At 69.8% G+C, this 20,235-nt stretch carries 22 protein-coding genes; 13 read left to right on the top strand and 9 right to left on the bottom strand.

The window, feature by feature from the left end; all coding sequences use genetic code 11:
- Window positions 1-39: 39 nt before the first annotated feature.
- Window positions 40-507 carry a Clp protease N-terminal domain-containing protein gene (locus AB0J16_RS35245; RefSeq protein WP_358547631.1) on the bottom strand — a complete coding sequence of 156 codons (468 nt, stop codon included), beginning with the start codon at window positions 505-507 and terminating at the stop codon, window positions 40-42.
- Between the two features lie 8 nt (window positions 508-515).
- Window positions 516-713 (bottom strand): helix-turn-helix domain-containing protein, encoded by a 198-nt coding sequence (locus AB0J16_RS35240; RefSeq protein ID WP_214633670.1) that lies wholly within the window; start codon window positions 711-713, stop codon window positions 516-518.
- Window positions 714-770: 57 nt separating this feature from the next.
- On the opposite strand from AB0J16_RS35240, the gene AB0J16_RS35235 reads away from it, so the two are divergent.
- The gene (locus tag AB0J16_RS35235; protein ID WP_358547628.1) at window positions 771-2,258 is read left to right on the top strand and encodes an FAD-dependent monooxygenase; all 1,488 of its coding nucleotides are present in this window, start codon (window positions 771-773) and stop codon (window positions 2,256-2,258) included.
- A gap of 125 nt (window positions 2,259-2,383) precedes the next feature.
- On the opposite strand, the gene AB0J16_RS35230 is transcribed toward AB0J16_RS35235, so the two are convergent.
- Window positions 2,384-3,004, bottom strand: coding sequence for an NAD(P)-binding domain-containing protein (locus AB0J16_RS35230; protein ID WP_358547625.1), 621 nt, complete (start codon window positions 3,002-3,004; stop codon window positions 2,384-2,386).
- A gap of 116 nt (window positions 3,005-3,120) precedes the next feature.
- Between AB0J16_RS35230 and AB0J16_RS35225 the strand changes: the two genes are divergently transcribed.
- From AB0J16_RS35225 to AB0J16_RS35210, 4 genes are all read left to right on the top strand, one after another.
- Complete coding sequence (locus tag AB0J16_RS35225; protein WP_358547622.1) at window positions 3,121-3,522, top strand: helix-turn-helix domain-containing protein; 402 nt, start codon at window positions 3,121-3,123, stop codon at window positions 3,520-3,522.
- A gap of 468 nt (window positions 3,523-3,990) precedes the next feature.
- Window positions 3,991-4,515: an ATP-binding protein gene (locus tag AB0J16_RS35220; protein ID WP_357949400.1), complete on the top strand. Its 525-nt coding sequence runs from the start codon at window positions 3,991-3,993 to the stop codon at window positions 4,513-4,515.
- Between the two features lie 175 nt (window positions 4,516-4,690).
- Window positions 4,691-5,458, top strand: coding sequence for a trypsin-like peptidase domain-containing protein (locus tag AB0J16_RS35215; RefSeq protein ID WP_358547619.1), 768 nt, complete (start codon window positions 4,691-4,693; stop codon window positions 5,456-5,458).
- Complete coding sequence (locus AB0J16_RS35210; protein WP_358547615.1) at window positions 5,391-5,879, top strand: Uma2 family endonuclease; 489 nt, start codon at window positions 5,391-5,393, stop codon at window positions 5,877-5,879. Before AB0J16_RS35215 ends, AB0J16_RS35210 begins: the two co-directional genes overlap by 68 nt.
- Before the next feature lie 99 nt (window positions 5,880-5,978).
- Here AB0J16_RS35210 and AB0J16_RS35205 read toward each other — a convergent pair whose 3' ends face one another.
- Window positions 5,979-7,334 (bottom strand): helix-turn-helix transcriptional regulator, encoded by a 1,356-nt coding sequence (locus AB0J16_RS35205; RefSeq protein WP_358547612.1) that lies wholly within the window; start codon window positions 7,332-7,334, stop codon window positions 5,979-5,981.
- 201 nt (window positions 7,335-7,535) lie between these two features.
- Between AB0J16_RS35205 and AB0J16_RS35200 the strand changes: the two genes are divergently transcribed.
- The 3 genes from AB0J16_RS35200 to AB0J16_RS35190 all read left to right on the top strand — a co-directional run bounded on the left by AB0J16_RS35200 (window position 7,536) and on the right by AB0J16_RS35190 (window position 10,306).
- A complete protein-coding gene (locus AB0J16_RS35200; RefSeq protein WP_358547611.1) occupies window positions 7,536-8,054 on the top strand; it encodes an ATP-binding protein in 519 nt (172 codons plus the stop codon).
- Window positions 8,055-8,795: 741 nt separating this feature from the next.
- Entirely contained in the window at window positions 8,796-9,392 is a 597-nt protein-coding gene (locus tag AB0J16_RS35195; protein ID WP_358547609.1) for an RNA polymerase sigma factor, read from the top strand.
- Entirely contained in the window at window positions 9,389-10,306 is a 918-nt protein-coding gene (locus AB0J16_RS35190) for a CU044_5270 family protein (protein WP_358547607.1), read from the top strand. The genes AB0J16_RS35195 and AB0J16_RS35190 overlap by 4 nt, the downstream gene beginning before the upstream one ends.
- 226 nt (window positions 10,307-10,532) lie before the next feature.
- Here the strand turns inward: AB0J16_RS35190 and AB0J16_RS35185 are convergent, their stop codons facing one another.
- Window positions 10,533-13,247: an AAA family ATPase gene (locus tag AB0J16_RS35185; RefSeq protein ID WP_358547604.1), complete on the bottom strand. Its 2,715-nt coding sequence runs from the start codon at window positions 13,245-13,247 to the stop codon at window positions 10,533-10,535.
- A gap of 236 nt (window positions 13,248-13,483) precedes the next feature.
- Between AB0J16_RS35185 and AB0J16_RS35180 the strand changes: the two genes are divergently transcribed.
- Both AB0J16_RS35180 and AB0J16_RS35175 read left to right on the top strand, forming a co-directional pair.
- Window positions 13,484-14,047: a permease gene (locus tag AB0J16_RS35180; protein ID WP_358547601.1), complete on the top strand. Its 564-nt coding sequence runs from the start codon at window positions 13,484-13,486 to the stop codon at window positions 14,045-14,047.
- A gap of 35 nt (window positions 14,048-14,082) precedes the next feature.
- The gene (locus tag AB0J16_RS35175; RefSeq protein ID WP_358547598.1) at window positions 14,083-14,865 is read left to right on the top strand and encodes an alpha/beta hydrolase; all 783 of its coding nucleotides are present in this window, start codon (window positions 14,083-14,085) and stop codon (window positions 14,863-14,865) included.
- 118 nt (window positions 14,866-14,983) lie between these two features.
- On the opposite strand, the gene AB0J16_RS35170 is transcribed toward AB0J16_RS35175, so the two are convergent.
- Window positions 14,984-15,640 (bottom strand): response regulator transcription factor, encoded by a 657-nt coding sequence (locus AB0J16_RS35170; RefSeq protein WP_358547595.1) that lies wholly within the window; start codon window positions 15,638-15,640, stop codon window positions 14,984-14,986.
- Window positions 15,637-16,782 carry a sensor histidine kinase gene (locus tag AB0J16_RS35165; RefSeq protein WP_358547592.1) on the bottom strand — a complete coding sequence of 382 codons (1,146 nt, stop codon included), beginning with the start codon at window positions 16,780-16,782 and terminating at the stop codon, window positions 15,637-15,639. The genes AB0J16_RS35170 and AB0J16_RS35165 overlap by 4 nt, the downstream gene beginning before the upstream one ends.
- Before the next feature lie 119 nt (window positions 16,783-16,901).
- Between AB0J16_RS35165 and AB0J16_RS35160 the strand changes: the two genes are divergently transcribed.
- Window positions 16,902-17,999, top strand: coding sequence for a DUF418 domain-containing protein (locus AB0J16_RS35160; protein WP_358547589.1), 1,098 nt, complete (start codon window positions 16,902-16,904; stop codon window positions 17,997-17,999).
- 5 nt (window positions 18,000-18,004) lie between these two features.
- Here the strand turns inward: AB0J16_RS35160 and AB0J16_RS35155 are convergent, their stop codons facing one another.
- On the bottom strand, window positions 18,005-18,508 hold the full coding sequence (locus tag AB0J16_RS35155; protein WP_358547585.1) for a hypothetical protein: 504 nt from the start codon (window positions 18,506-18,508) through the stop codon (window positions 18,005-18,007).
- Between the two features lie 85 nt (window positions 18,509-18,593).
- Between AB0J16_RS35155 and AB0J16_RS35150 the strand changes: the two genes are divergently transcribed.
- A complete protein-coding gene (locus AB0J16_RS35150; RefSeq protein WP_358547582.1) occupies window positions 18,594-18,995 on the top strand; it encodes a helix-turn-helix transcriptional regulator in 402 nt (133 codons plus the stop codon).
- On the top strand, window positions 18,992-19,942 hold the full coding sequence (locus AB0J16_RS35145) for a hypothetical protein (RefSeq protein WP_358547579.1): 951 nt from the start codon (window positions 18,992-18,994) through the stop codon (window positions 19,940-19,942). Before AB0J16_RS35150 ends, AB0J16_RS35145 begins: the two co-directional genes overlap by 4 nt.
- An 85-nt stretch (window positions 19,943-20,027) precedes the next feature.
- Here the strand turns inward: AB0J16_RS35145 and AB0J16_RS35140 are convergent, their stop codons facing one another.
- Window positions 20,028-20,207, bottom strand: coding sequence for a hypothetical protein (locus AB0J16_RS35140; protein WP_358547577.1), 180 nt, complete (start codon window positions 20,205-20,207; stop codon window positions 20,028-20,030).
- Between the last annotated feature and the right edge of the window lie 28 nt (window positions 20,208-20,235).

The raw sequence follows: 20,235 nt of genomic DNA, 5'->3' as shown, positions 1-20,235 counted from the left end.
ACCGGCCGGTTGTCGGTGGGCCGGTCGCCGGTCGGTTAACTAGGCGGCCAGCCGGGCGCGGACCTCGGCGCGGTCGATGCCGAGCTGGTCGATCAGCGCGGCCACCGGATCGGGCCGTCCCTGCGCGAGCAGGGCCAGCAGCAGCTGGGCCGGTCCGGCGGTGCTCCTGACCTTGTGGGTGGTCGTCTTGATCGTCTGGTTGATCGCCGCCCGCGCGCTGGACGTCAGCGCGGTGCCCGGTACGGCCGGATGCTTGCGCGGCCGGGCCGGCGGCACCTCGCCGACGTCGATCCCGAGCGCCCGCAGCGACGCCCGGTCGAGCTCTTCGAGTGCCGCCCGCGCCCGCGCCAGATCCACGCCGAGCGCTCGGGCGGGGGCCAGATCCGGCTGGCGCAGCAGCCCGAGCAGCAGGTGCTCGGTCCCCAGCCGCCGGTCGCCACGCTGCCTGGCCTCCTCCAGCGCCGCGGTCACGACCACCGCGAACGGGTTCTTCTCCCTACCGAACATGCCAACCCTCACTTTCCATACTTCGCGTGTACCGACTGCCGCGACATGCCGAGCGCATCGCCGATCTGCTCCCACGTCCACCCCTGCTCCCTGGCCAGAGCCACGGAGACGGCCTCGACCTGCTCGGCCAGCCGATGCAGGGCGCCGACCGCGCGCAGTCCCATGGCGGGGTCGTTCGACTTGATGCGCTCAGAGAGTTCTCCCATGTCCACATCGTCAGGCTAGATTGACAGGGCGAAGTTTGTCAATCTAGCCTGACAGGCATGGAAGAAGTAGTGATCATAGGAGCGGGCCCCACGGGGCTCATGCTGGCCTGCGAGCTGCGCCTGGCCGGCGTCCGTACGACCGTGCTGGAGAAGAGAGCCGAGCCTGGCGACCTCCCCAAGGCCAACGGCCTGGGCGGGCAGATCATCCAGCTGCTCGACCATCGGGGCCTGCTCGAACGGTTCAGCGCGGGCAGCCCGTTCGCCGGACGCGCGCCGGGCTTCCCGTTCGGCTCGGTGCCCCTGAAGTTCGCCGAGCTGGGCGGCGAGTCCCCGTTACAGCTGCTGATGATCCAGCAGCCCCGCCTTGAACGGCTGCTGCGCGAGCGCGCGGCCGAGCTCGGCGCCGAGATCAGATCGGGCCACCGGCTGAGGAAACTCGCCCAGGACGACGAAGGCGTGACGCTGGAGGGTGACGACTTCCGGCTACGGGCCCGCTATGTCGTCGGCTGCGACGGCGGCCACAGCCTGGTACGCGAGCAGGCGGGCATCGGCTTCCCCGGCACGACGGACGAGGAGGTGATGCTGCTCGGCCACTTCGCGGCGCCGCAGACGGGGGGCATTTTCGACACAGCGCAGGTCAATGGCCTGCAGGAGGGCTGGAACCGTACCCCGAACGGCCGTTTGCTGCTCACCTCGCTCCAGTCCGGCGTCCACATCGTCGGCGTACGCGAGAAGGGGGCGCTGCCCGCGACGGCCGTCACACTGGCGGAGTTCGAGGCCGCGGTGCGCCGGGTCATCGGCGTCGACCTGCCGCTGGGCGAGCCCATCTGGCTGTCGAGCACCGTCTCGCAGGCCCGCGTCGCCGACCGCTACCGCGAGGGCCGAGTGTTCCTGGCGGGTGACGCCGCCCATCTGTTCCCGGCAGGCGGCTCGGCCCTGAACGTCGGCCTGATGGACACCGCCAATCTCGCCTGGAAGCTGGCTGCCCACCTGCACGACCAGGCCCCGCCCGGCCTGCTCGACACGTACGAGTCGGAACGCCGCCCGGTGGCCGTCCACACCCTGCGCCACACCCGCGCCCAGGCGGCCCTGGAACGCCTCACCGGCGAGGACGGCACAGCCCTGCGCGATCTCCTCGCGGAACTGTTCACCTTCGACCAGCCCTTGCGCCGCCTCGGCGAGATGCTCCAGGGCTCCGACATCCGGTACGGCACCATGCTCCAGGGCTCCGACATCCGGTACGGCACCGCGCCCCACCCGCTGACCGGCCGCTTCGCCCCCGACCTGGCACTGACCACCACGGAGGGGCCGACCCGCGTGGCGGAGCTCATGCGCCCGGCCGGCTGGGTACTCCTCGACCTGGCCCCCGAGCCGTCGGACCTGGGCGACCTGGTGAGCGACGACCGCCTCCACGTCGTCGCCGCGCACTGCGCGGACCCACCCGCCGACGTCCTGCTGATCCGCCCCGACGGCTACGTGGCCTGGGCGGGCGCGGACGGCCTGCCGGAGGCGGTGACCACCTGGCTCACCCCTCGATCGGCGTGACGGGCGATGGCCACCCGACCCGGCCCTCGGTTGGTGTGACGGGCGATGGCCACCCGACCCGGCCCTCGATCGGTGTGACGGGCGTCAAGGGCGCCTGGCTCGGCCCTCGGTCGGCGTGACCGGCGTCAACGCACGATGGCCATGCCGAAGGGCACCGGGCCGAGCGCGCGGACGAGGTCGCCGACCATCAGCATGAACGCCTCCGGCACCCGTGCCGTCTCCACACCCCCGAGATCGATGATCCACTCAGCCGCCCACCCCAGCTCGACCAGCAGGCCACCGACGGTCTTCTTGGCGTCGGCGTCGTTCCCGGACAGAAAGGCAGTGGGCGGATTGGCCGGCACATCCGGTTGAGCCATGATCGATTCGTGCACGGTGTTGAGCGTCTTCACCACCCGTACATCCGGCAACGCCCGCTGAATCTCCTCGGCGAGGCTGCCGTCCGGATACAGCAGCGCCGTCGCGAAGCCGCGCGCGTCGGATTCGGTGGCGTTGGCGACGTCGACCAGCACCTTGCCCGCCAGTTCGGCTGCGAGGCCGCTGAGCACCTCCACCGACACGGGGCCGGGCATGGCATTGATCACCACCTCCGCCGAACCCGCCGCCTCACGCAAGCCGATGACGGGAAAGACGGCGTCCTCGCGCGGGGCACGAGAGCCCACGATGAGCTCGTGCCCCGCGTCGCGCAGCCTGCCGGTGAGGGCTCGGGCCACAGCGCCCGAGCCGAGAATGGCGATCGTCGTCATGCTCTCTTCACTCCTTGATCAGGCAGGTTGAGCCCTGCTCACGAGCGAAGTTAGGCGGTGCTACGGTCGAACGGCAGTACGCACTTCAAGGTGACCAACGCACGTGAGGGGATGCCATGACTACTCGCACCGCCGCCCAGCGGCGCGCCGAGAGCCGGCTCTCCTACCAGGCGCGCTTCACCGCCTGCCCCGCCAACCGGCTGATCGAGCGCATCGGTGACAAGTGGGTGGCCGTCCTGCTCAACGAGCTGGCCGACGGCCCGCGCCGCTACGGCGACGTGGCCCGCACGATCGCGGGCGCCAGCCAGAAAATGCTCACGGAGACACTGCGCAACCTCGAACGCGACGGCCTGATCTCGCGTACGGTCACTCCGGCGGTGCCGGTACGCGTCGACTACGCCCTCACCGACCTGGGACGGAGCCTCCTGCCCGTCATGGCGGTCATGAAGCAGTGGGCCGAGCAGAACATCGACCGGATCGACAGCGCCCGCGAAGAGTACGACGCGCGCGACCGCTGAAACCCCTCCAAGCATCGTCTTCGCCAATGGGGCGCTTCGCGCTCAAGAGCTCAGCCTGTGTCCCGTGGAGGCGCGGCCCCCACACCCCGCTCAACTGCATCGCCTTTCGCTCATGGGCGCTTCGCGCCGATCAACCTCAGACTGTGTCTATTGGGGCTTCGCCCCAAACCCCAGACGAGGGGCTGCCGCCCCTCGAACTCCCCGACCGCTGGGCCTGCCTGGAGTGGCTACTTCGATGACCTGAGCCGAGGAAAGGGAGCAGAGCATGACTGCCTCTCCTCCTTGCCCCAGCGTTGACCGGCGCACACCCAGCACCATCGGGTGCGCGGGGCGGAGGGAGCCGGGCAACAGGGGGCGGCTGGAGCTCCGGGGAAGCGGGCTCAAATATCTCGGCCTCACGTAGCAGCGCCAATACCCGCAACATCACGCTCGCCGCCACCATGGGGCTTTCTCACTATGCTCGGCTCCATGATTATTTGGCTGAACGGGACATTTGGCGCAGGCAAGACAAGTGCTGCGAATGACCTCATATCGCTCATCCCTGAAGCTCGGTACTTTGACCCTGAGCAGGTTGGCTACCTGCTGCAAACCGTCTCAGACCTCCCCAGTCTCGGTGACTTCCAGCACTGGAGGCCGTGGCGCGGTCTTGTCGTTGAGACGGCCGCACAACTGCTCGACTATGTCGGCGGTGTACTCGTCATGCCGCAGACCGTCCTCGTCGAGCGGTATTGGCAGGAGATTCACACGGGTCTCCAGAGAGCAAGCATCCCTGTCCATCACTTCGTACTCCACGCGGACGAAGGCACACTCACCCGTCGAATCGAAGCGGATACCCCAGAGATCAGAAAGTGGCGCCTGGATCACCTTCCGGAATACCGCGACGCTCTGCCTTGGCTTGGCCGTGAAGGGAAAATCATCGACACGACCGAGATTCCGCCATTCCAGGTGGCCAAGACCATCGCCGCCTGCGTTGGCGGCTCGCCGCTGGAATGAGTTATCGGACGGCGGTGAAGCCGTCGAACAGGTGCAGCGAGACGGCCCGATACGTGACATGACCGTCATCAGCCGTCGGTAGCTTGATCGAATATGTGTCCCCGGAGCGCATGTGACGTCGACCAGGACAGCGGGCCTTTCCCGGGACGCAGATTCCCACGAAGAGATGGAAGGCATGATGCGCTGGCTCTGGTTACCGATCCTCCTCGTCCTGAGCGGATGCTCGATCACGGTGCCCTTCTGGTCGCTGCCCACCGCTTCCCCGCCGCACGCCGGTGACGTCGTGATCCCGCCGGAGATCGTCAGTGAGAAGCAGAGCGTGGTACGCGTCTCGGGACCGGCGCCGTCGTGTGGCAAGAAGATCGAGGGGACCGGTTTCGTATACGCCCCGCAGCGGGTGGTCACGGCGGCTCATGTGGTGGCCGGCGTCGTCGAGTCCCTCATGGTCACCGCCGATGACGGCAGGGGATATCAAGCCCGTGTCGTTGCCTTTGATCCGGATATTGATGTCGCGGTTCTTTACGTACCAGATCTTTCCGCACCTGCGCTCCACATCGCTGAAACGCTCTCCGAGGCGCCGCTCGGCGATGCCTACATGCTCGGCTATCGGAAAGACACAGAGCATGCGGTGGTAGAGCCGATCAGGGTCGACCGTCGTGTTGAGGCAGAGAGCAAGGATATTTACCACAAACGCCAGGTCACCCGGACCGTTCTCACATTGTCCGCGGACATGCGCTCAGGCATGATCGGCGCGCCGCTGGTTCTTCCCGGGGCCACAGTCTCCGGGATGACTTTCGCCGCGGCGGTGGATCATCCGGACCGCGGCTTCGCGCTAGCCGCTAAGGAACTCCTGCCTATCACCGACGCCGCGAGTGATGCCACGAGGCGGGTTTCGACCCAGCAGTGCGATGTGGCCGGCCCAACATCCGCCTCGTCCGCGTGAACCTCGGTTCGGGGACCGGGCTCGGTCTCACCGCATGAGAACGCTTCAAGAAGATCGGCGACCCGCCGAAGGTCTCCAGCGACCAGCCTGCCAATTCCGGCGTCCGGATGTCGTGGTCTATAAATGCCTGGACGATCCTGGCCAGAAGCTGGAGGCATCGCAGACCCTTGCGGTTGTCGAGGTTTCCTCGCCGGGAACGGTCCGCGAAGACCTCACCGAACGCGTCCAGTACGCGGCCGCCGGTATCCCGCTTTACCTCCTGATCATGCTTGACGAGAAGTACGAGATCGATGAGGTGAAGGAGTTCCACCTCGACGCCGTCGCTTCGGAGTGCAGGCTCCACCAGGTGCACAGGTCCGAACTCGAGCTGGAACTCCCCACCAGGGCGACCATCCCGTTCGTCACCCTGACCGCCCCCTGACAACCGACAGTGTGCTCGTGGCGTGCACCCGCGAACACCAGCGCCTCAAATCCGACAACAGGCCGATGCGGGTGTGGTTGCATGTCGCTCTGCCACGGCTCAGAGGCTGATGAGCGCTTCGTGGAACGTCCGTGTGTCGGTGTCGTCAGGCCAGCGCTCGCGCAACTCGCCGTCCAGCGTCTGTAGCTCGCGGCGAATGCGGGCAGAGCCTGTCTGATGGGCGATGCCCAGCGCCTCGTGCCCCAGGTGGGCGGCGCGGCTCGGCTCCGCGAGGGAGGATTGGGCGACGGCTACGGCGAGTTTGGCCGTGAGGTGGCCGCGGTCGCGGGTGAGGTTGGGGGGAAGTTTGCCGATCTGGGCCTGGAGGATGGTGGCGGCGGTGTCGGCGCGGCCAGCGGCCCGGTGGCAGACGGCGCTTTGCTCCTGGAGCGTGTCGAGGTCGTAGGAATGCAGGTAAACCGGTACGTGCTGGCGGGTGACCTGCGGATGGTCGCGGAGGGTTTCGGTGGCTTGGTCGAGAAGGGTGAAGCACTCGTCGAGCTCACCGAGCATGGCCAGCCCGCGGGCCTGCTGCTGGGCGGCCAGGGCGTCCAGCTTCGGCTCCAGCGCGTCAGTGTTGCGGCGGGCGGCGCCGGCGAGTTGGACGACGGCGGCGTGATCATCGGTCAGGCAGGCGATGTTGGACTGCCGTACCAGTAGGTAGGCCGACATTTGGGAATCTCCCGCGCATTGGGACCATTCGGCGGCTCGCCTGGTCCAGTGCATGGCGCTATCGAGTTCGCCGAGGTCTTGGTGCAGCCAGCCGGCCATCTCGGCGTACTGGGCCAGCACCTGAAGGAGCGGCGCGGCGTGGCGGGTGCCGGCGCCGCGGCGAAGCTCGTCCAAGACGTCGATCTGCGCCAGCACCGGACGAAGCAGGGAGCGAGGGCCGAGCATCTTGTCAGCGGCGTAGTGCTCGGCCAGCACGCGCCGGAAGTAGTCGATGACTTCGCCGTCGATGCGCGACGGTTGCTCGATCGCGCGGGCCACACGCTGGGCTTGATCCGGGTCACCGAGGCCGGGTAGGAGGGAGGTGAGTGCTCCGCCGGCGAGCAGGTGGGTGAACTGGCGTCGCGAGAGCGTCACGCGCACGCTCCTTCCGTCCGTCGTCTGCATGTCCAGGATGACTGGTTCGCCGTCCTGGATGCCAGCCAACCCCGCAGGGGCGGGTCGAGTATCGGCGGATTCGGCGAGCTGGCGCAGGGCGGACAGCAAGCCGTTGGTGCGCAGGGCCGTGTCTATGGCCTTGACCGTCTCGATCGGGGCAAGGATCTCGCCGTTCTCCGCGCGGCAGATCCGGGTGTGGTCGTACAGGGCTCGCTTGCCCAGTTCGCGCTGTGACAGTCCGCCCTGGGTGCGCAGGTGGCGCAGGACCAGGCCGAACATCTGTGCAGTGATGTTGTGATGCTCGTCCATCGCGACCAGCTCTCTTGCCTGTTGCTGCGGTGTTGCGGCAACACCAGCCCTCTGGCGGCCGCCCGGCGGCCAGGTAACGATCCGTGTGGGCGGTTGATCGGAGCGTAACCGGACGGTCGAACTGGCGCATCTGGAACGTCGCGATCCTCACCGCCTCGCTATCCCCAAGTTCGGACGTGATGACGGCGATGGAGGCAGACGGTGTCATTGGTCCATCAGCACGGAACACCCACACCCACCAGCACTGATCTGCAGGGCGGCATGACCCTGATCTCGGCCGCGAGCCTGTGGCGCAGCAACAAGACGCCGCGAGAGGCGCGAATGGCCTTGTGCGGTTGGCTTGGGCAAGAGGACCCGCTCCTGCTGGATGCGCAACAGGTCGTGACCGAGTTGATCTCGAATGCCGTCACGCATGTCGAGGGCGGTGAGGGGCGCGACTGGGTGGTGCTGCGGGTGATTTGTGGCAGCGGCTCTCTTCGCGTCGAGGTCATCGACGCGGGCGCCCTCGATGGGGACGGACCGCACGTTGTGCGGCAACCGCCGACCTCAGATCCGTCGACGTGCGAGGGGTTGAGGGCTCTGACGGAATCAGGACGGGGCTTGCACATCGTGAAGACGCTTTCTCGCGCCTGGGGCACATACCTGAGCGGCCAACGCCGTGTGGTCTGGGCCGACTTGCCTTACCCGTCTGCCCGGCCATCTCTGGTCCGTGATCACTAACCACAAGCCCGTGACCAGCCGAGCGCCGTCTATCGGCCTTCCCCCCTGTGGCTGGTCACGCACCCCCATGGTCCTACCGCTGAGAGGCGGAGATAAGAGAGACGGGCTCCGTCCATCCATGCCTGTCTCTCGGAAATGGACGTTGGGGGGCGGCTCCGCCGCCGAGCCTGGCCCGGTGCAAGCGGCGGGGCCGCAACAAGAGTCGTCGACCCAGCCGTTGAGCCAAGGGCAGCACGGCTCTACGGCGTCTGTTCGGGTTTGGAGCCCTCCTGCGAAGTTGCCTCGGGGTCCGACGGCGGTGTGCGGGGTTGTCCGTCTCGCGTCCGCCTGTCGGGGGCGCGCAGGACGATCCGCAGCACCTGGACAGCGCGGTTCTGGCGCTTAACCGACGGGGCCCACGGGGTGGTCAGGCCTGCTGCGACAACGATGATCGCCAAGGCGAGTGGCAGTACCGAGGCACTTAAGCCCACTATCTCGAAGAAGTCGGGCACTGACGGCCTCCTGGCAGCGCGAAGCTTGCCAGAGGTCTCTCCCGCCCGGCTCAGGGACGGACCAACAGCCCCGGGGGCCCCATGGAGCGGGGCTGCCCGAAGCCCCGTCGACGTGCGGTGGGGGTGATGGGACATCCGGCACTGGGAGCGCCGTAGGGGACTGATGGGAAGAAGAAGTGGGCGTACGGCGAAGGGTGGGTGAAAGCAACGATCACCATCCGGAAGGCACACTCATGACGGAGACGGGCACGTGACCGCCGGCGTGGGCGAGCAGGTGACCGACGCCGACCTCGTCGCCGGTTACCGGCGGGACCCCGAGCTGTTCACCGCCGTACATGATCGCTATTTCCGCGACATCTACCTGTACGTGGCCGGTCGCCTGGACACGCAGGTGGCCGAGGACATCGCGGCGGAGACGTTCCTGCTGGCGTTCGATCGGCGCGATCGTTTTGACCCGGACAAGGGGGGATTACGGCCTTGGCTGTTCGGGTTCGCCACGAACCTGGTGGCCAGGCATCGCCGTAAGGAGGCCCGCCACTACAAGGCGCTGGCCCGGCTGGACCCCGCGCCGGTCGTGGAAGGGCATGAGAACCGGGTCCTCACCTCAGTGTCCGCCCAGCGCATGCAGCCGCAGCTGGCCATGGCGCTCGCCTCGCTGAACGGTGGCGAGCGTGACGTGCTGCTGCTCCTGGCGCTGGGAGAGCTGAGCTACGACGAGATCGCCCAGGCGCTCGGCATCTCCATCGGCACGGTGGGCTCTCGGCTCAGCCGGGCCCGCGCCAAGATCCACGCCCGGATCGACAGCTCCCTGATCGACAGCGCACTCAAAGGCAAGGAGACCCGATGAACGACCTGGAAGAGGTGGCCGGCCTGCTGGCCAAGCGGGAGCCGTCCGAGGAGGTGGTCGCGCGCAGCCGGAGCAGGCTCCAGCACAGGACGCGGGACCACAGGACGCTGGGCCACAGGATGCGGAGCCGGGGGCGCGTCAGGTGGTTCATGCCGGGACTGGCGCTGGTCGCCGCCGGGGCGGCCGCCGCGGTCGTGATCGCCACGGGGGCGGTCACGAACGGCGGCGCACCGGCGCACGTGGTCGCCGTGGCTCCGGTCTCGGGCAAAGAGGTCCTTCTCATGGCGGCCGTCAGCGCGGAACGTACGCCGCCAAGCTCCGGGACCTACTGGCACGTCACCGCCAAGTGGTCGGACAGCGAGATTCCCCCTATGGAGAGCTGGACTTCGCGCGACGGCAAGCGCTGGACGAGGAACGAGCCGGGTGATACTCCGGGCACCGTTGTACCCGCCTCGATCTCGCTCAGGCTCAAGGGCGCCGACGTGAGCTTCGACGACCTTGAGAAGCTGCCGACGGATCCGGAGGCGCTGAAGGCGTGGATCGTCCAGCGCAAGGGCAACCCGGACGACATGTCCACGTCCGAGATCCAGGGCGACCCCACGCTCACCCTGCTCGCGCTGATCACGGAGCTGCCCACGCCCGCGGAGGTCCGTTCCGCGGCGTTCCGGGCGCTCGCCGCGACATCGGGAGTCGAGAACACGGGCGCGGTCGAAGGCGGCCAGGCCTTGCGGATTCCCGACCCTGACGACCCGGATAGCTGGATCCAGATGGTCGTCGATCCCGAGACCGCCCGGGTCGTCCGCACCAACCTCTTCCTCACCGGTAACGGAAGCTCGGGGCACACCGACGGATACATCGCCGTGACCACCGATTGGACGGACGAGCTCCCCGCGACGCCGAAGGGCCGCCCGTGACCAGAGGCAAGGCGTTACTCGCCGCCGTCCTGATGGCGGAAGGAGCAGGCGTTGCCGCTGATGGCGGTCCGTTTCCGGCCCGAGGGCCTGGACGACGCCAACCGCACCGCCGCCGGGAGCGTGACCCGGCTGCCGCTGTGGATTGAGCGCAACCCCGGCTCGGAGCAGTCGCCAGGCATCAGCCCAGGTCTCGGTTCCGCAGCCGGATCAGGCAATGTGGGTTCGTTCAGCTCAGGTCGAGGTGGGCGAGTTCGGTGCGGGTGGTGACGCCGAGCTTGGGGAAGGCGCGGTACAGGTGGTGGCTGACGGTCTTCGGGCTGAGGAAGAGCTGGGCGGCGATCTCCCGGTTGGTGATCCCCGTGGCGGCGAGGCGTACCACCTGCTGCTCCTGGGGTGAGAGCAGGGCGGCCAGGTCGGGGCTGCCTTGGGCCACGTTCTCGCCCGCCGCGCGCAGCTCGGCGCGGGCCCGCTCAGCCCAGGGGTGGGCGCCGACGCGCTCGAAGGTCTCCAGGGCCGCGCGCAGGCGGGCCCGGGACTCGTGCCTGCGGCGGTTGCGGCGCAGCCACTCGCCGTGGAGCAGGTCGGTGCGGGCCCGCTCGTAGGGCCGGTTCGCCTCGGCGTGCGAGCGCGTGGCCTGCTCCCAGTGCCGTTCCGCCTCGTGGTCGTCGTGGGCGAGGAGGGCGCGGCAGCGGTGCAGCACGGCCTCCGCCCACGGATGGCCGGCGGCCGCGGTCCAGGCGGCGAAGCGGGCGAGCGGCTGCTCCGCGCGGGCGGGCAGGCCCAGTCGCACGGCGGCCTCGATCTGGTCGGGAGCGAAGTAGATCGGCATGATCTGGTGCCGGAGCGGCCCGCGGGCAGCGGCGTCGAAGCGTTCCAGCGCCGCCTCGAAGCGGCCCTGGCCGAGGTCCAGCAGGCCTAGCGCCCATTCGGCCCAGCCGACGATGGTCGCCACCGGATGGGCGGCGACGTGCGCGATCGTCCGCTCGGCGAGCTCGCGGCACTCCTGCTCGCGGCCCTGGACGGCGCTCGCCATGGCCATGACGCTCTCGAAGTGCGCGACGCGGTGCGTGTGGCCGATGTCGACGGCGAGCCGACGGCCCTCCGTCGCGGTCGTGACCGCGTCGCGGAAGCGCCCGAGGTACATCTGGTGGATGGCCAGCACGGCCTGGGCGAGCGGCAGCAGCCCGATCAGGCCGACGGACCGGCATTCCTCGATCGCCGACTGGGCGATAGCCTCCCCGTTGTCGAAGTCCCCCGAGATCCCGGCCAGCGAGCAGAGGCTGATTCTCAGGGCCGTCATGCCGGCGGGGATCGCCACGGCCACGGCGATGAGCTCACGGAACGGCGGTAGCGCCCGGTCCAGGTCGCCGGCCAGGAAGTCGGCCATGGCGCGGGCCGCCCGGACGAAGCCGTCCAGCCCGTCCTCCGGCGACAACGGCAGCTCGGCGAGCCGCGCCGCGGACTCGGCGACGGCCGTCGGATCGCTGAGGTACCACGCGTTGCGCACGGCGTCGAGCAGGATCAGCGCCGCGGCCTTGCGATCCAGGACGGAGATGGAGGCGGCGCCGTCGAGCAGGATCCGATGGGCGTCGTGCACGGCTCCCCGGTCGAAGGCGATCCGGCCGCGCAGCGCCGCCAGCCGCGCGACGGTCAGCGGGTCGTCGTCGAGCCGCCGCGCCTGGTCGGCCAGGCCCTGCGCGTGCTCCAGGACGCCGGCGTCCGCGGCGGCCTCGGCTGCCAGGGCCAGCCGCCGGGCCCGCTCGGCCAGGCCAGGGGTGAGCCGCGCCGCCCGCTCCAGCGCCGCGGCGGCCGCGGCGTGGCCGGCGCGCTCGCGGGCGCGGCCCGCCGCCTGCTCCAGCGCGGCGGCGATCGGCTCGTCGCGGCCCGTCGCGGCGGCGGCCAGGTGCCAGGCGCGGCGGTCGGCGTCCTGCTCGTCGTCGAGCACGCCGGCGAGGGCGCGGTGCACGGCCAGGCGTTCGTCGTAGACCGCCCGCCGCGCCGCCGCAGTGCGCATGAGCGGGTGGCCGAAGGAGATCCGCCCGTCGGCGGTGGACAGGAAACCGGCGTGTTCGGCCGGGCCAAGGGCACTGCCGTCGACCCCCAGCCGGCCGGCCGCGCGCAGCACGACGTCGAGGTCCCGGGCGTCGTCGAGGGCCGCGACCAGCAGCATCGTCTGGGTGCCCGGCGGCAGGACGGCGATGCGCGCCTCGTAGGCCTCCTGGATCCGGCGCGGCAGCGGCAGCGGTTCCTGCGCGTGCCGCAGCGCCTCGGGCGCCTGGGGCAGCTCGATCAGCGCGAGCGGGTTCCCGCCGCTCGCGGTGAGGATCCTCTCCCGCACCGACGGGCCCAGCCCGGGCGTGCGCTCGTGCAGCAGCTCGCCGGCGGCCTGCCGGTCGAGTCCTTCGAGCCGCAGCTCGGGGACCCCGGGCGCGTGGAAGCCGTCCCTGGCGGCGAACAGCAGGGCGATCCCCTCGGAGTGCAGCCGCCGGGCCGCGAACAGCAGCGCCTCGGCCGACGATCGGTCCATCCACTGGGCGTCGTCGACCAGGCAGAGCAGCGGGCCGTCCTCGGCCAGTTCGGTGAGCAGTGACAGGGCGGCCAGGCCGATGAGGAAGCGGTCCTCAGGGGCGTCCCCGCGAGCGGTGGCCAGGCCGAACGCGCCCTCCAGCGCCCGGGCCTGCGGCGCCGGCAGCCGGCCGATCCGGTCGAGGGCCGGGCGGAGCAGCAGGTGGAGCGCCGCGAAGGGCAGCTCGGCCTCGGTTTCGATGCCGGTGCCGCGCAGCGGTCGCAGGCCCTCCGGCGACTGGGCCGCGTGGTCGAGGAGCGCGGACTTGCCGATGCCGGGCTCGCCCCGGAGTATCAGGCTCGCGCTCCGGCCGTCTCTGGCCCGTGCGAGCAGCGCCTCGATCTCCGCCAGTTCACGTTCCCGCCCTCGCAGCACGATCAGAATGTACCGTCCCTCGCCAGACCGGCATCAGTCACATCACCCGACAATCGTCCGATACCGGCCGGACGCCTCCGGTCCCTAGCGTCGTACCGCAAGCGCGATCCGCGCGCAGACGTAAGGGGAAACATGTGGACTTCCTGATCTTTCTGATCTTGTTCGTCGTGCTGTGCGGGTGGCTCGACCACTGGGCCACCCGCGCCGCCGAGCCCGTCGCCAAGGAAGGACGCTAGATGTTCATCGGACACTTCGGCCTGGCCGCTGCGGTCAAGGCCCGCGAGCCGCGCGTCCCGCTGTGGTCGCTCATGCTCGCCACGCAGTTCCTCGACGTCGTCTTCGTGGCCCTGTACCTGGCGGGCGGGATCGAGTCCTTCAAGGCCGTCGCCCCCGGAACCTACGGCGAGGCGCTGATCAACGCGCAGTACACCCACTCGCTGCTGGGCGCCTTACTGCTATCGGCGCTGTACGGCGGCCTCAGCGCCCGGCGGTGGGGCCGCAGGACCGGTTGGTTGCTGGGCGCGATGGTGTTCAGCCACTGGCTGCTCGACCTGCTGGTCCACCGCGCCGACCTGCCGCTGCTGCCCGGTAACGCCGGCGGCCTGCCGCTGCTCGGCTTCGGGCTGTGGCAGGTCCCCTGGGCCACGGCCGTCATCGAGGGAATCTTCCTGGTGGTCGGCGCCGTCCTGTACTTCCGCTCGGTACAGCGGCGCGCGCCCGTCACTTGGCGCGCGATGGTCTCCGGAGGCGTGATGGCGGCGCTGCTTGTCCTGGGCCTCGCCGTCGATGTCCTCAGCTGAGACCGCCTACGTCCTCTTTCGCGAAGGGTGCTGACATGTTCGTTGACGTGCCGGGCGGGCGGCTGGCCTACGACTCCGCCGGCGAGGGACCGCTGGTGGTGTGCGTGCCCGGCCTCGGAGACACCCGGGAGGTCTACCGGTTCCTGCGTCCCGCGCTGGTGGAAGCGGGGTACCGGGTGGTGACCATGGACCTGCGCGGCCACGGGGAGTCGTCGGCGGGGTGGGACGACTACTCGCAGTCCGCCGTGGGCGGCGACATCGTGGCCCTTCTGGAGGAACTGGACGCGCCCGGCGCCGTCCTGCTCGGCAACTCCTACGCCGGAGGCGGCATCGTCCGCGCCGCCGCCGAGGCCCCCGAGCGGGTGGCCGGCATCGTCCCGATCGACGGGTTCATCAGAGCCATCCCGCTCAACATCGCCGTCCGCGCGCTCGTCCGGGTCATCGGCTCCTCCCTCTGGTTGTGGAAGGTCTACTACGGCATGGCGCACCCCACCGCCAAGCCCGCTGACTTGGACGGGCACCGCGCCCAGCTGGTGGCCATGCTGCGCGACCCGCGGCGACACGAGGCGATGCGCCGCATGCTCTTCGACCGGGCGCCGGACGCCGAGCAGGTCCTCCCGCAGGTCCGCTGCCCGGCCCTGGTCCTCATGGGCGTCAAGGATCCCGACTTCCCCGACCCGGCGGCGGAGGCGCGAACCCAGGCGTCACTGCTGCGGGGGCAGGCCGTGCTGATCGACGACGCGGGCCACTACCCCATGTCGGAGTTCCCCGAGCGCACGGCCGAAGCCCTGCTGCCGTTCCTCAAGAACGTCTTCTGACCTCATCGGGCTTCCAGTGATTCGGTGGACGGTCGATTCCGGCACCCGCTGCATCAGGTGGAGGAAACATCAGGTGGAGGAAGGCGTGGATGACGGGCGCTGATCCAGGAAGCAGCTTTTAGGCGGTGCCCACGATGCGGTGCTCCCACGCCCAGGCGGCGATCTCGACTCGGTTGCGCATCTGGAGTTTGGCCTGGATGGCAGTGACGTGACCTTTGACCGTGCTCACCGAGATGAACAGCTCGGTGGCGATCTCCTGGTTGGTACGACCCGCGGCGATGGCCCGGACGACTTCGGTCTCTCGTTGGGACAGCGGCGCGGCGGCTCCGCCAGTGGGCGGCCCTCCGGAAGCGGTGAGGTGGCGCAGGAGCCGCAGCGTGATCGACGGGGAGATCAGCGCGTCTCCGGCGTGCGCGGCCCGGACGGCCTCGACGAGCAGGGCGGGCCCGGCGTCCTTCAGGATGAAGCCGGCCGCTCCGCCGCGTAGCGCGCCGTAGACGTACTCGTCCAGGTCGAAGGTGGTGACCACGATCACCCGCAGCGGGTCGGGAACGTGGGGGCCGGCCAGCTCGCGGGTGGCCTCGATGCCGTCCAGGCGGGGCATCTGGATGTCCACCAGGCACACGTCCGGGCGCAGTCTCCGGGCCAGGGCGACCGCCTCGGCGCCGTCGGCGGCCTCGCCGACCACGCTGATGTCGGGCTGGTCTTCCAGGATGATGCGCAGGCTGGCGCGGATCATCGCCTGGTCGTCGGCCAGCAGGACCCGAATGGTCATCGGAGCCTGCTCACGGAAGCGGCTGTGGAGATGGGCAGGGTGGCGAGTACGGACCAGCCGGCTCCGCGGCGCGGACCGACGCTGAGCGTGCCGCCGAGGGCTTCGACGCGTTCGCGCATCCCGATCAGGCCGTACCCGCCCCGGTGGGGGTAGGAGGTCACGCCCGGCGGGGCGTCGTCGACGACCCGCACTCTGACGGCGTCCTGGTCTCGGGTGACGGTGACTGTGACGTGGCGGGCGTTCGGGGCGTGGCGGGAGATGTTGGTCAGCGACTCCTGTACGACCCGGTAGACGGTACGGGCCACTTCGGGCGGCCACTCTGACTCCCCGTCGGGCAAGCTCAAACGCACCGCGAGGCCGTGGCCGTCGAACCGTTTGACGAGCTCGCCAAGCTGTTCGTCGGAGTGCGTTTTGTCGTTGTCGGTGGCGTCGCGCAGCAGGCCGACCACGCGACGGGTCGCGGCCAGCGCGTCGGACCCGGCGGCCTCGATGTCGGCCAGGGAGCCTTCCGCCGTGTGCGGCCGCTTGCGGGCCAGGAGCTGGCCGGCCTGGGCCTGGAGCACGATGGAGGTGATGTGATGGGCGACGACGTCGTGCAGCTCGCGGGCCAGCTCCAGACGCTCGTTACGACGTACCCGCTCGGCCATGGCCCGGCGCCGGGCGGCCAGCAGCCGCGGCCCCAGCCCGGCCACCAGCGCGGCCAGCCACGCCGCGCCGTTCAGCACCGCCACCACCGAGCCGGTGGAGAAGACGAACGCGGCCAGCAGCCCACCGGCGACCACCGCGCCACCGCCGGCCGCGACGGCGCCCGCCCACCAGACCGGCAGCACTCTGACCGCGGAGCCGACCAGCACCGACAGGCCCAACGCCATGGCGGGCCCCGGCTCACTCGGCAGCCCGGCCAGCCGGGCGACCACGATGGCGAGCGCCGCGACGGCCAGACCCGCGATGGCCGCCCACAACCGCCCGCGTCGGCGCACCAGAGCCAGCCCGCACACCACCGCCCCCGCCACGCAGCCGAACTGCCAGTAGGCGCCACCCCAACTGTCGGCGATCCGGTACGCCTGGAAGGCGAGCGCCGCCGCGAACCCGACGCCGAGCCCGGCATCGACCGCGAACCCGACCCACCCGCGACCCCTCACATCGCTCAGGCTAGGAGATTGCCACCCCGCACCGAACCAGCCGAAAGTACCGTCAAGCACTGCGTAACCCTGCTTTCGCCCGATGCCCGGCACCGGACCGGGCCCGCAGGATGAGCCTCATGCCACATCAAGATCCCTATTTGGCGCCGAAGGACACGGACCTGACCGAGCCTGAGGGCCGCCGCGCATCCGCCGGCGGGCGCCCGGCTCCATCCGGCGGCCGGGCGATGACCTCCTCCAGCCGCCCACGCATCGGCGCGCTCGACGTAATCCGCGGATTCGCGCTGTGCGGGATCCTGCTGGCCAACGTCCAGCCGATAGCCAGCCTCGGCGGCCCGGTCGTGACCCATGGGTCGCCGACGGTGGGGGATGCGTGGATGGGGCTGCTCGTCGAGCAGCGCTTCTTCCCGATCTTCTCCCTGCTGTTCGGCGTCGGGTTCTCGCTGCTGCTGGAGTCCTCCGCGGGCCGTACCGCTCACCCGCGAGTGCTCCTGCTGCGCCGACTGCTGGTGCTGCTCGCGCTCGGTCTGGTGCACCACTTCCTGCTGTGGCAGGGCGACATCCTGACCATCTACGCCATCGTCGGCCTGGCGATACTGCTGCCCTCGACCTGGCTGCCGCGCTGGGCCGTGGCCGGCCTGGCCGCCGCGCTCCTCGCGGTCTCGCCGATCCTCGGAAGCGGCTTCTTCGGCCTGGTCCCCGGGCTGTTCCTGCTGGGCTCGGCACTGACCCGGTACGGGGTGATCGAGCGGATCGAGCACTCCACCCGGGTGCCGCTCGTTTTGGGCACGGCCCTGGCGGTGGTGGCGGCGCCTGTCCTGTGGTGGCAGGTCGGGCTGCGGTCCGACGACCCCGGCTTCGGCCTCTCGATGGGCGTGGGCGGGCTGCTGGTCGCCGGTTTCTACATATGCGCTCTGCTGGTCCTACTCCGGACGCCGCTCCGACCGGCGCTGCAGGCCATCTACGCGCCACTGGGCAGGATGGCGCTGACCAACTATCTGACCGCCACGATCCTCGTCCTAGCTGTTCAACGCGTCATCGGTGGCTCGCCGGACAATTGGTCCTTGACGATGGTGGTCGGGATCGCCGCTGCCATTCTCTGCACTCAGTGGGTGTGGTCTACTCTCTGGCTGCGCCGATACCGCTTCGGGCCCCTCGAGTGGCTCTGGCGCTGGGCCACCTGGGGCCACCGCCCACTCCTACGCCACACTCCCTGAGGGTCCTAGAAGTGGGTGGCGATACCGAATGCCTCGCGCAGCCGGGCCATGTCATGGAGATCACGGTCGCGGGGCTGGTATCCCTGATGGAAGGCGACCTGCTGGGCGGCCGAGAGGCAGCCCACCCGGACGTTCTCGATCATGCCGGTGGTGAAGGCGTCCGCGGGATAGACGAAGACGCCTCCATGGTCGTTGGCTTGCTGGACAGCGGAGCCGTCCAGGTCGAACCGCAGCGGATGAAGGTCCAGCTCGTGACCATGGCGGTCCTTCATGACGAAACGAACAGGCCGGCCCGGCTGGGCATCGGGCTGCTCGGCGAACCCGGCGGTCGCCAGCGTGTCGATCAGCAGCGGCTCCTGCTCGACACGGTGCAACAGGTCAAGGTCGTGGTGCTCACGGGTGACCTTGCCGACCAGGGCGTCGACGCCCCATCCACCGGCCACCCACACCTGGCACCCCACTTGATGTAGCAGCGCCAGCACCCGCAGCGTCACACTCGTCGCCATCATGAGGGCAATTCTGTCCTCCCGCGCCGACGTGCCCGCCGCGGATGCGGGTTGCGCCTTGATCTGATCATCGGTATATATCGTTGGCATGAGCTTCAGGGCTATGCAGGAACCGACGTTCCTCATCTTGACCGCGCTCGCGGCGGGGCCGCAGCACGGATACGGCATCATCACCGACGTTGTGCGGATTTCCGGCGAGCGGGTGCGGCTTCGGGCCGGCACCCTGTACGCCGCCCTCGACCGGCTCCAGACGGAAGGGCTGGTGGCGGCCGATCAGGAGGAGGTCGTGGACGGGCGGGCCCGACGCTACTACCGGCTGACACCGGACGGTGAGCTTCGGCTGGCAGCGGAGGCCGAGCAACTGCGGCACAACGCGGACACGGCTACGGCTCGGCTGCGCGCCAGGGGCGTGCGGCAGGGGCTCGGGGAGTTGGGGTCGGTGTTCAGCGGGCTGCCGGCGGTGTTCGGCGAGCTGGGGAGGGCACAGTGACGTTCCTGGAACAGCGCTATCGGCGACTGCTCGCCCGGTGGTATCCGGCGGAGCACCGGGCACTGCACGAGGAGGAGATGATCGCGGTGCTGGTGGCGAGCGCGGAGCCCGGCCGGCAACGGCCCGGGGTGCGGGACACGTTCGACCTGGTACGTGGCGGGCTGACCATCCGAGTACAGCGCGGTGCGGGTCCCCACTGGCGAGAGGCGGTCAACGTGGCCGCGCTCATCGCGCCCGTCGCGCTCCTTCTGACGGCCCTCGCCCGGGCCGTCCTGTACGGGGCGCTGGCGTGGCCGGGGCCGCTCGTGGCGGACGAGCTCTGGCAACTCCTGAAGCTGGTCTCGTACGCCCTGCCGTACGGGGTCGTGGTGTGGTTGGCCTGGCGTGGGAGAGGCGGTGCGGCTGCCGCTTGCGCGTGGGCATACGCACTGGTGATCGCCTGGATCGTCGTGCAGCGTGATCTGACCTGGTCGTCCACGTACGTGGTGACCGATGGGGTGATTCTGGTCGGCGGCGTTCCTGTCGATTTCGGTGGGCTGGCGATGTCGGTGCTGCCTCCGAGTTTGTGCGGGGTGATGTTGCTCCTCGCGCCGTCGCCCGGACCCGGCTCGCTGGGGAGCCGGCGGCTGCCGGCGTGGATGGGGATGGTATTCGGCGGTTCGGTGGTCGGTGCAGCGATCTCACCCCGGTGGGGTTACCCGTTCATGTGGGCGGTGGCGATGGTGGCCGCCGTGATGGCGCTGCGGTCGCCGGTCGGCCGCCGTGCTCTGGTGGTGCTGCTGCCGATGGCGGGCGTATACGTGGGAGGGCTTCCGGGAGCCGGGCAGCTGGCGAACGCGGCGGTGCTGGGGGTGTTGGCGGCGGTGGTGCTGGGGGTGACGGCCTGGGTGGCCCGGGTCGCGGGCAAGAGTACCGGCGGGGCCCCGACCAGTTCGGTCGGCGGGTGACCATGGTGGATTCGGTGGCTCGCGAAGATTCGTCGGACCGGCTGCGGTTGGTCATTGGCATGCCGGAGAGGGCCGCGCGGTTCCCTTAAGGGGCCAGGATGCGGATGGTTTCCGCCAAACGCCGCGCCTCGTTCCGGTCGACGGCAAGATCGATGGGCTTGCCCTTCTTCCAGGTCGTGACCGGCGAGGTCGGCGGCTGGTCGATGAGCGCGGTGATCGGCGGCCAGGCTTTGGCGACTGGCTGGGCGAATACCGCCGATGTCACCCGTACGAGGCAGCGGCCGAGGTCAGCA

The sequence above is a fragment of the Nonomuraea sp. NPDC049750 genome, from assembly GCF_040659625.1.
Taxonomy (GTDB): Bacteria; Actinomycetota; Actinomycetes; order Streptosporangiales; family Streptosporangiaceae; genus Nonomuraea.
The sequence above is the reverse complement of the archived record's forward strand: the minus strand, read 5'-3'. Positions and strand labels throughout refer to the sequence as shown.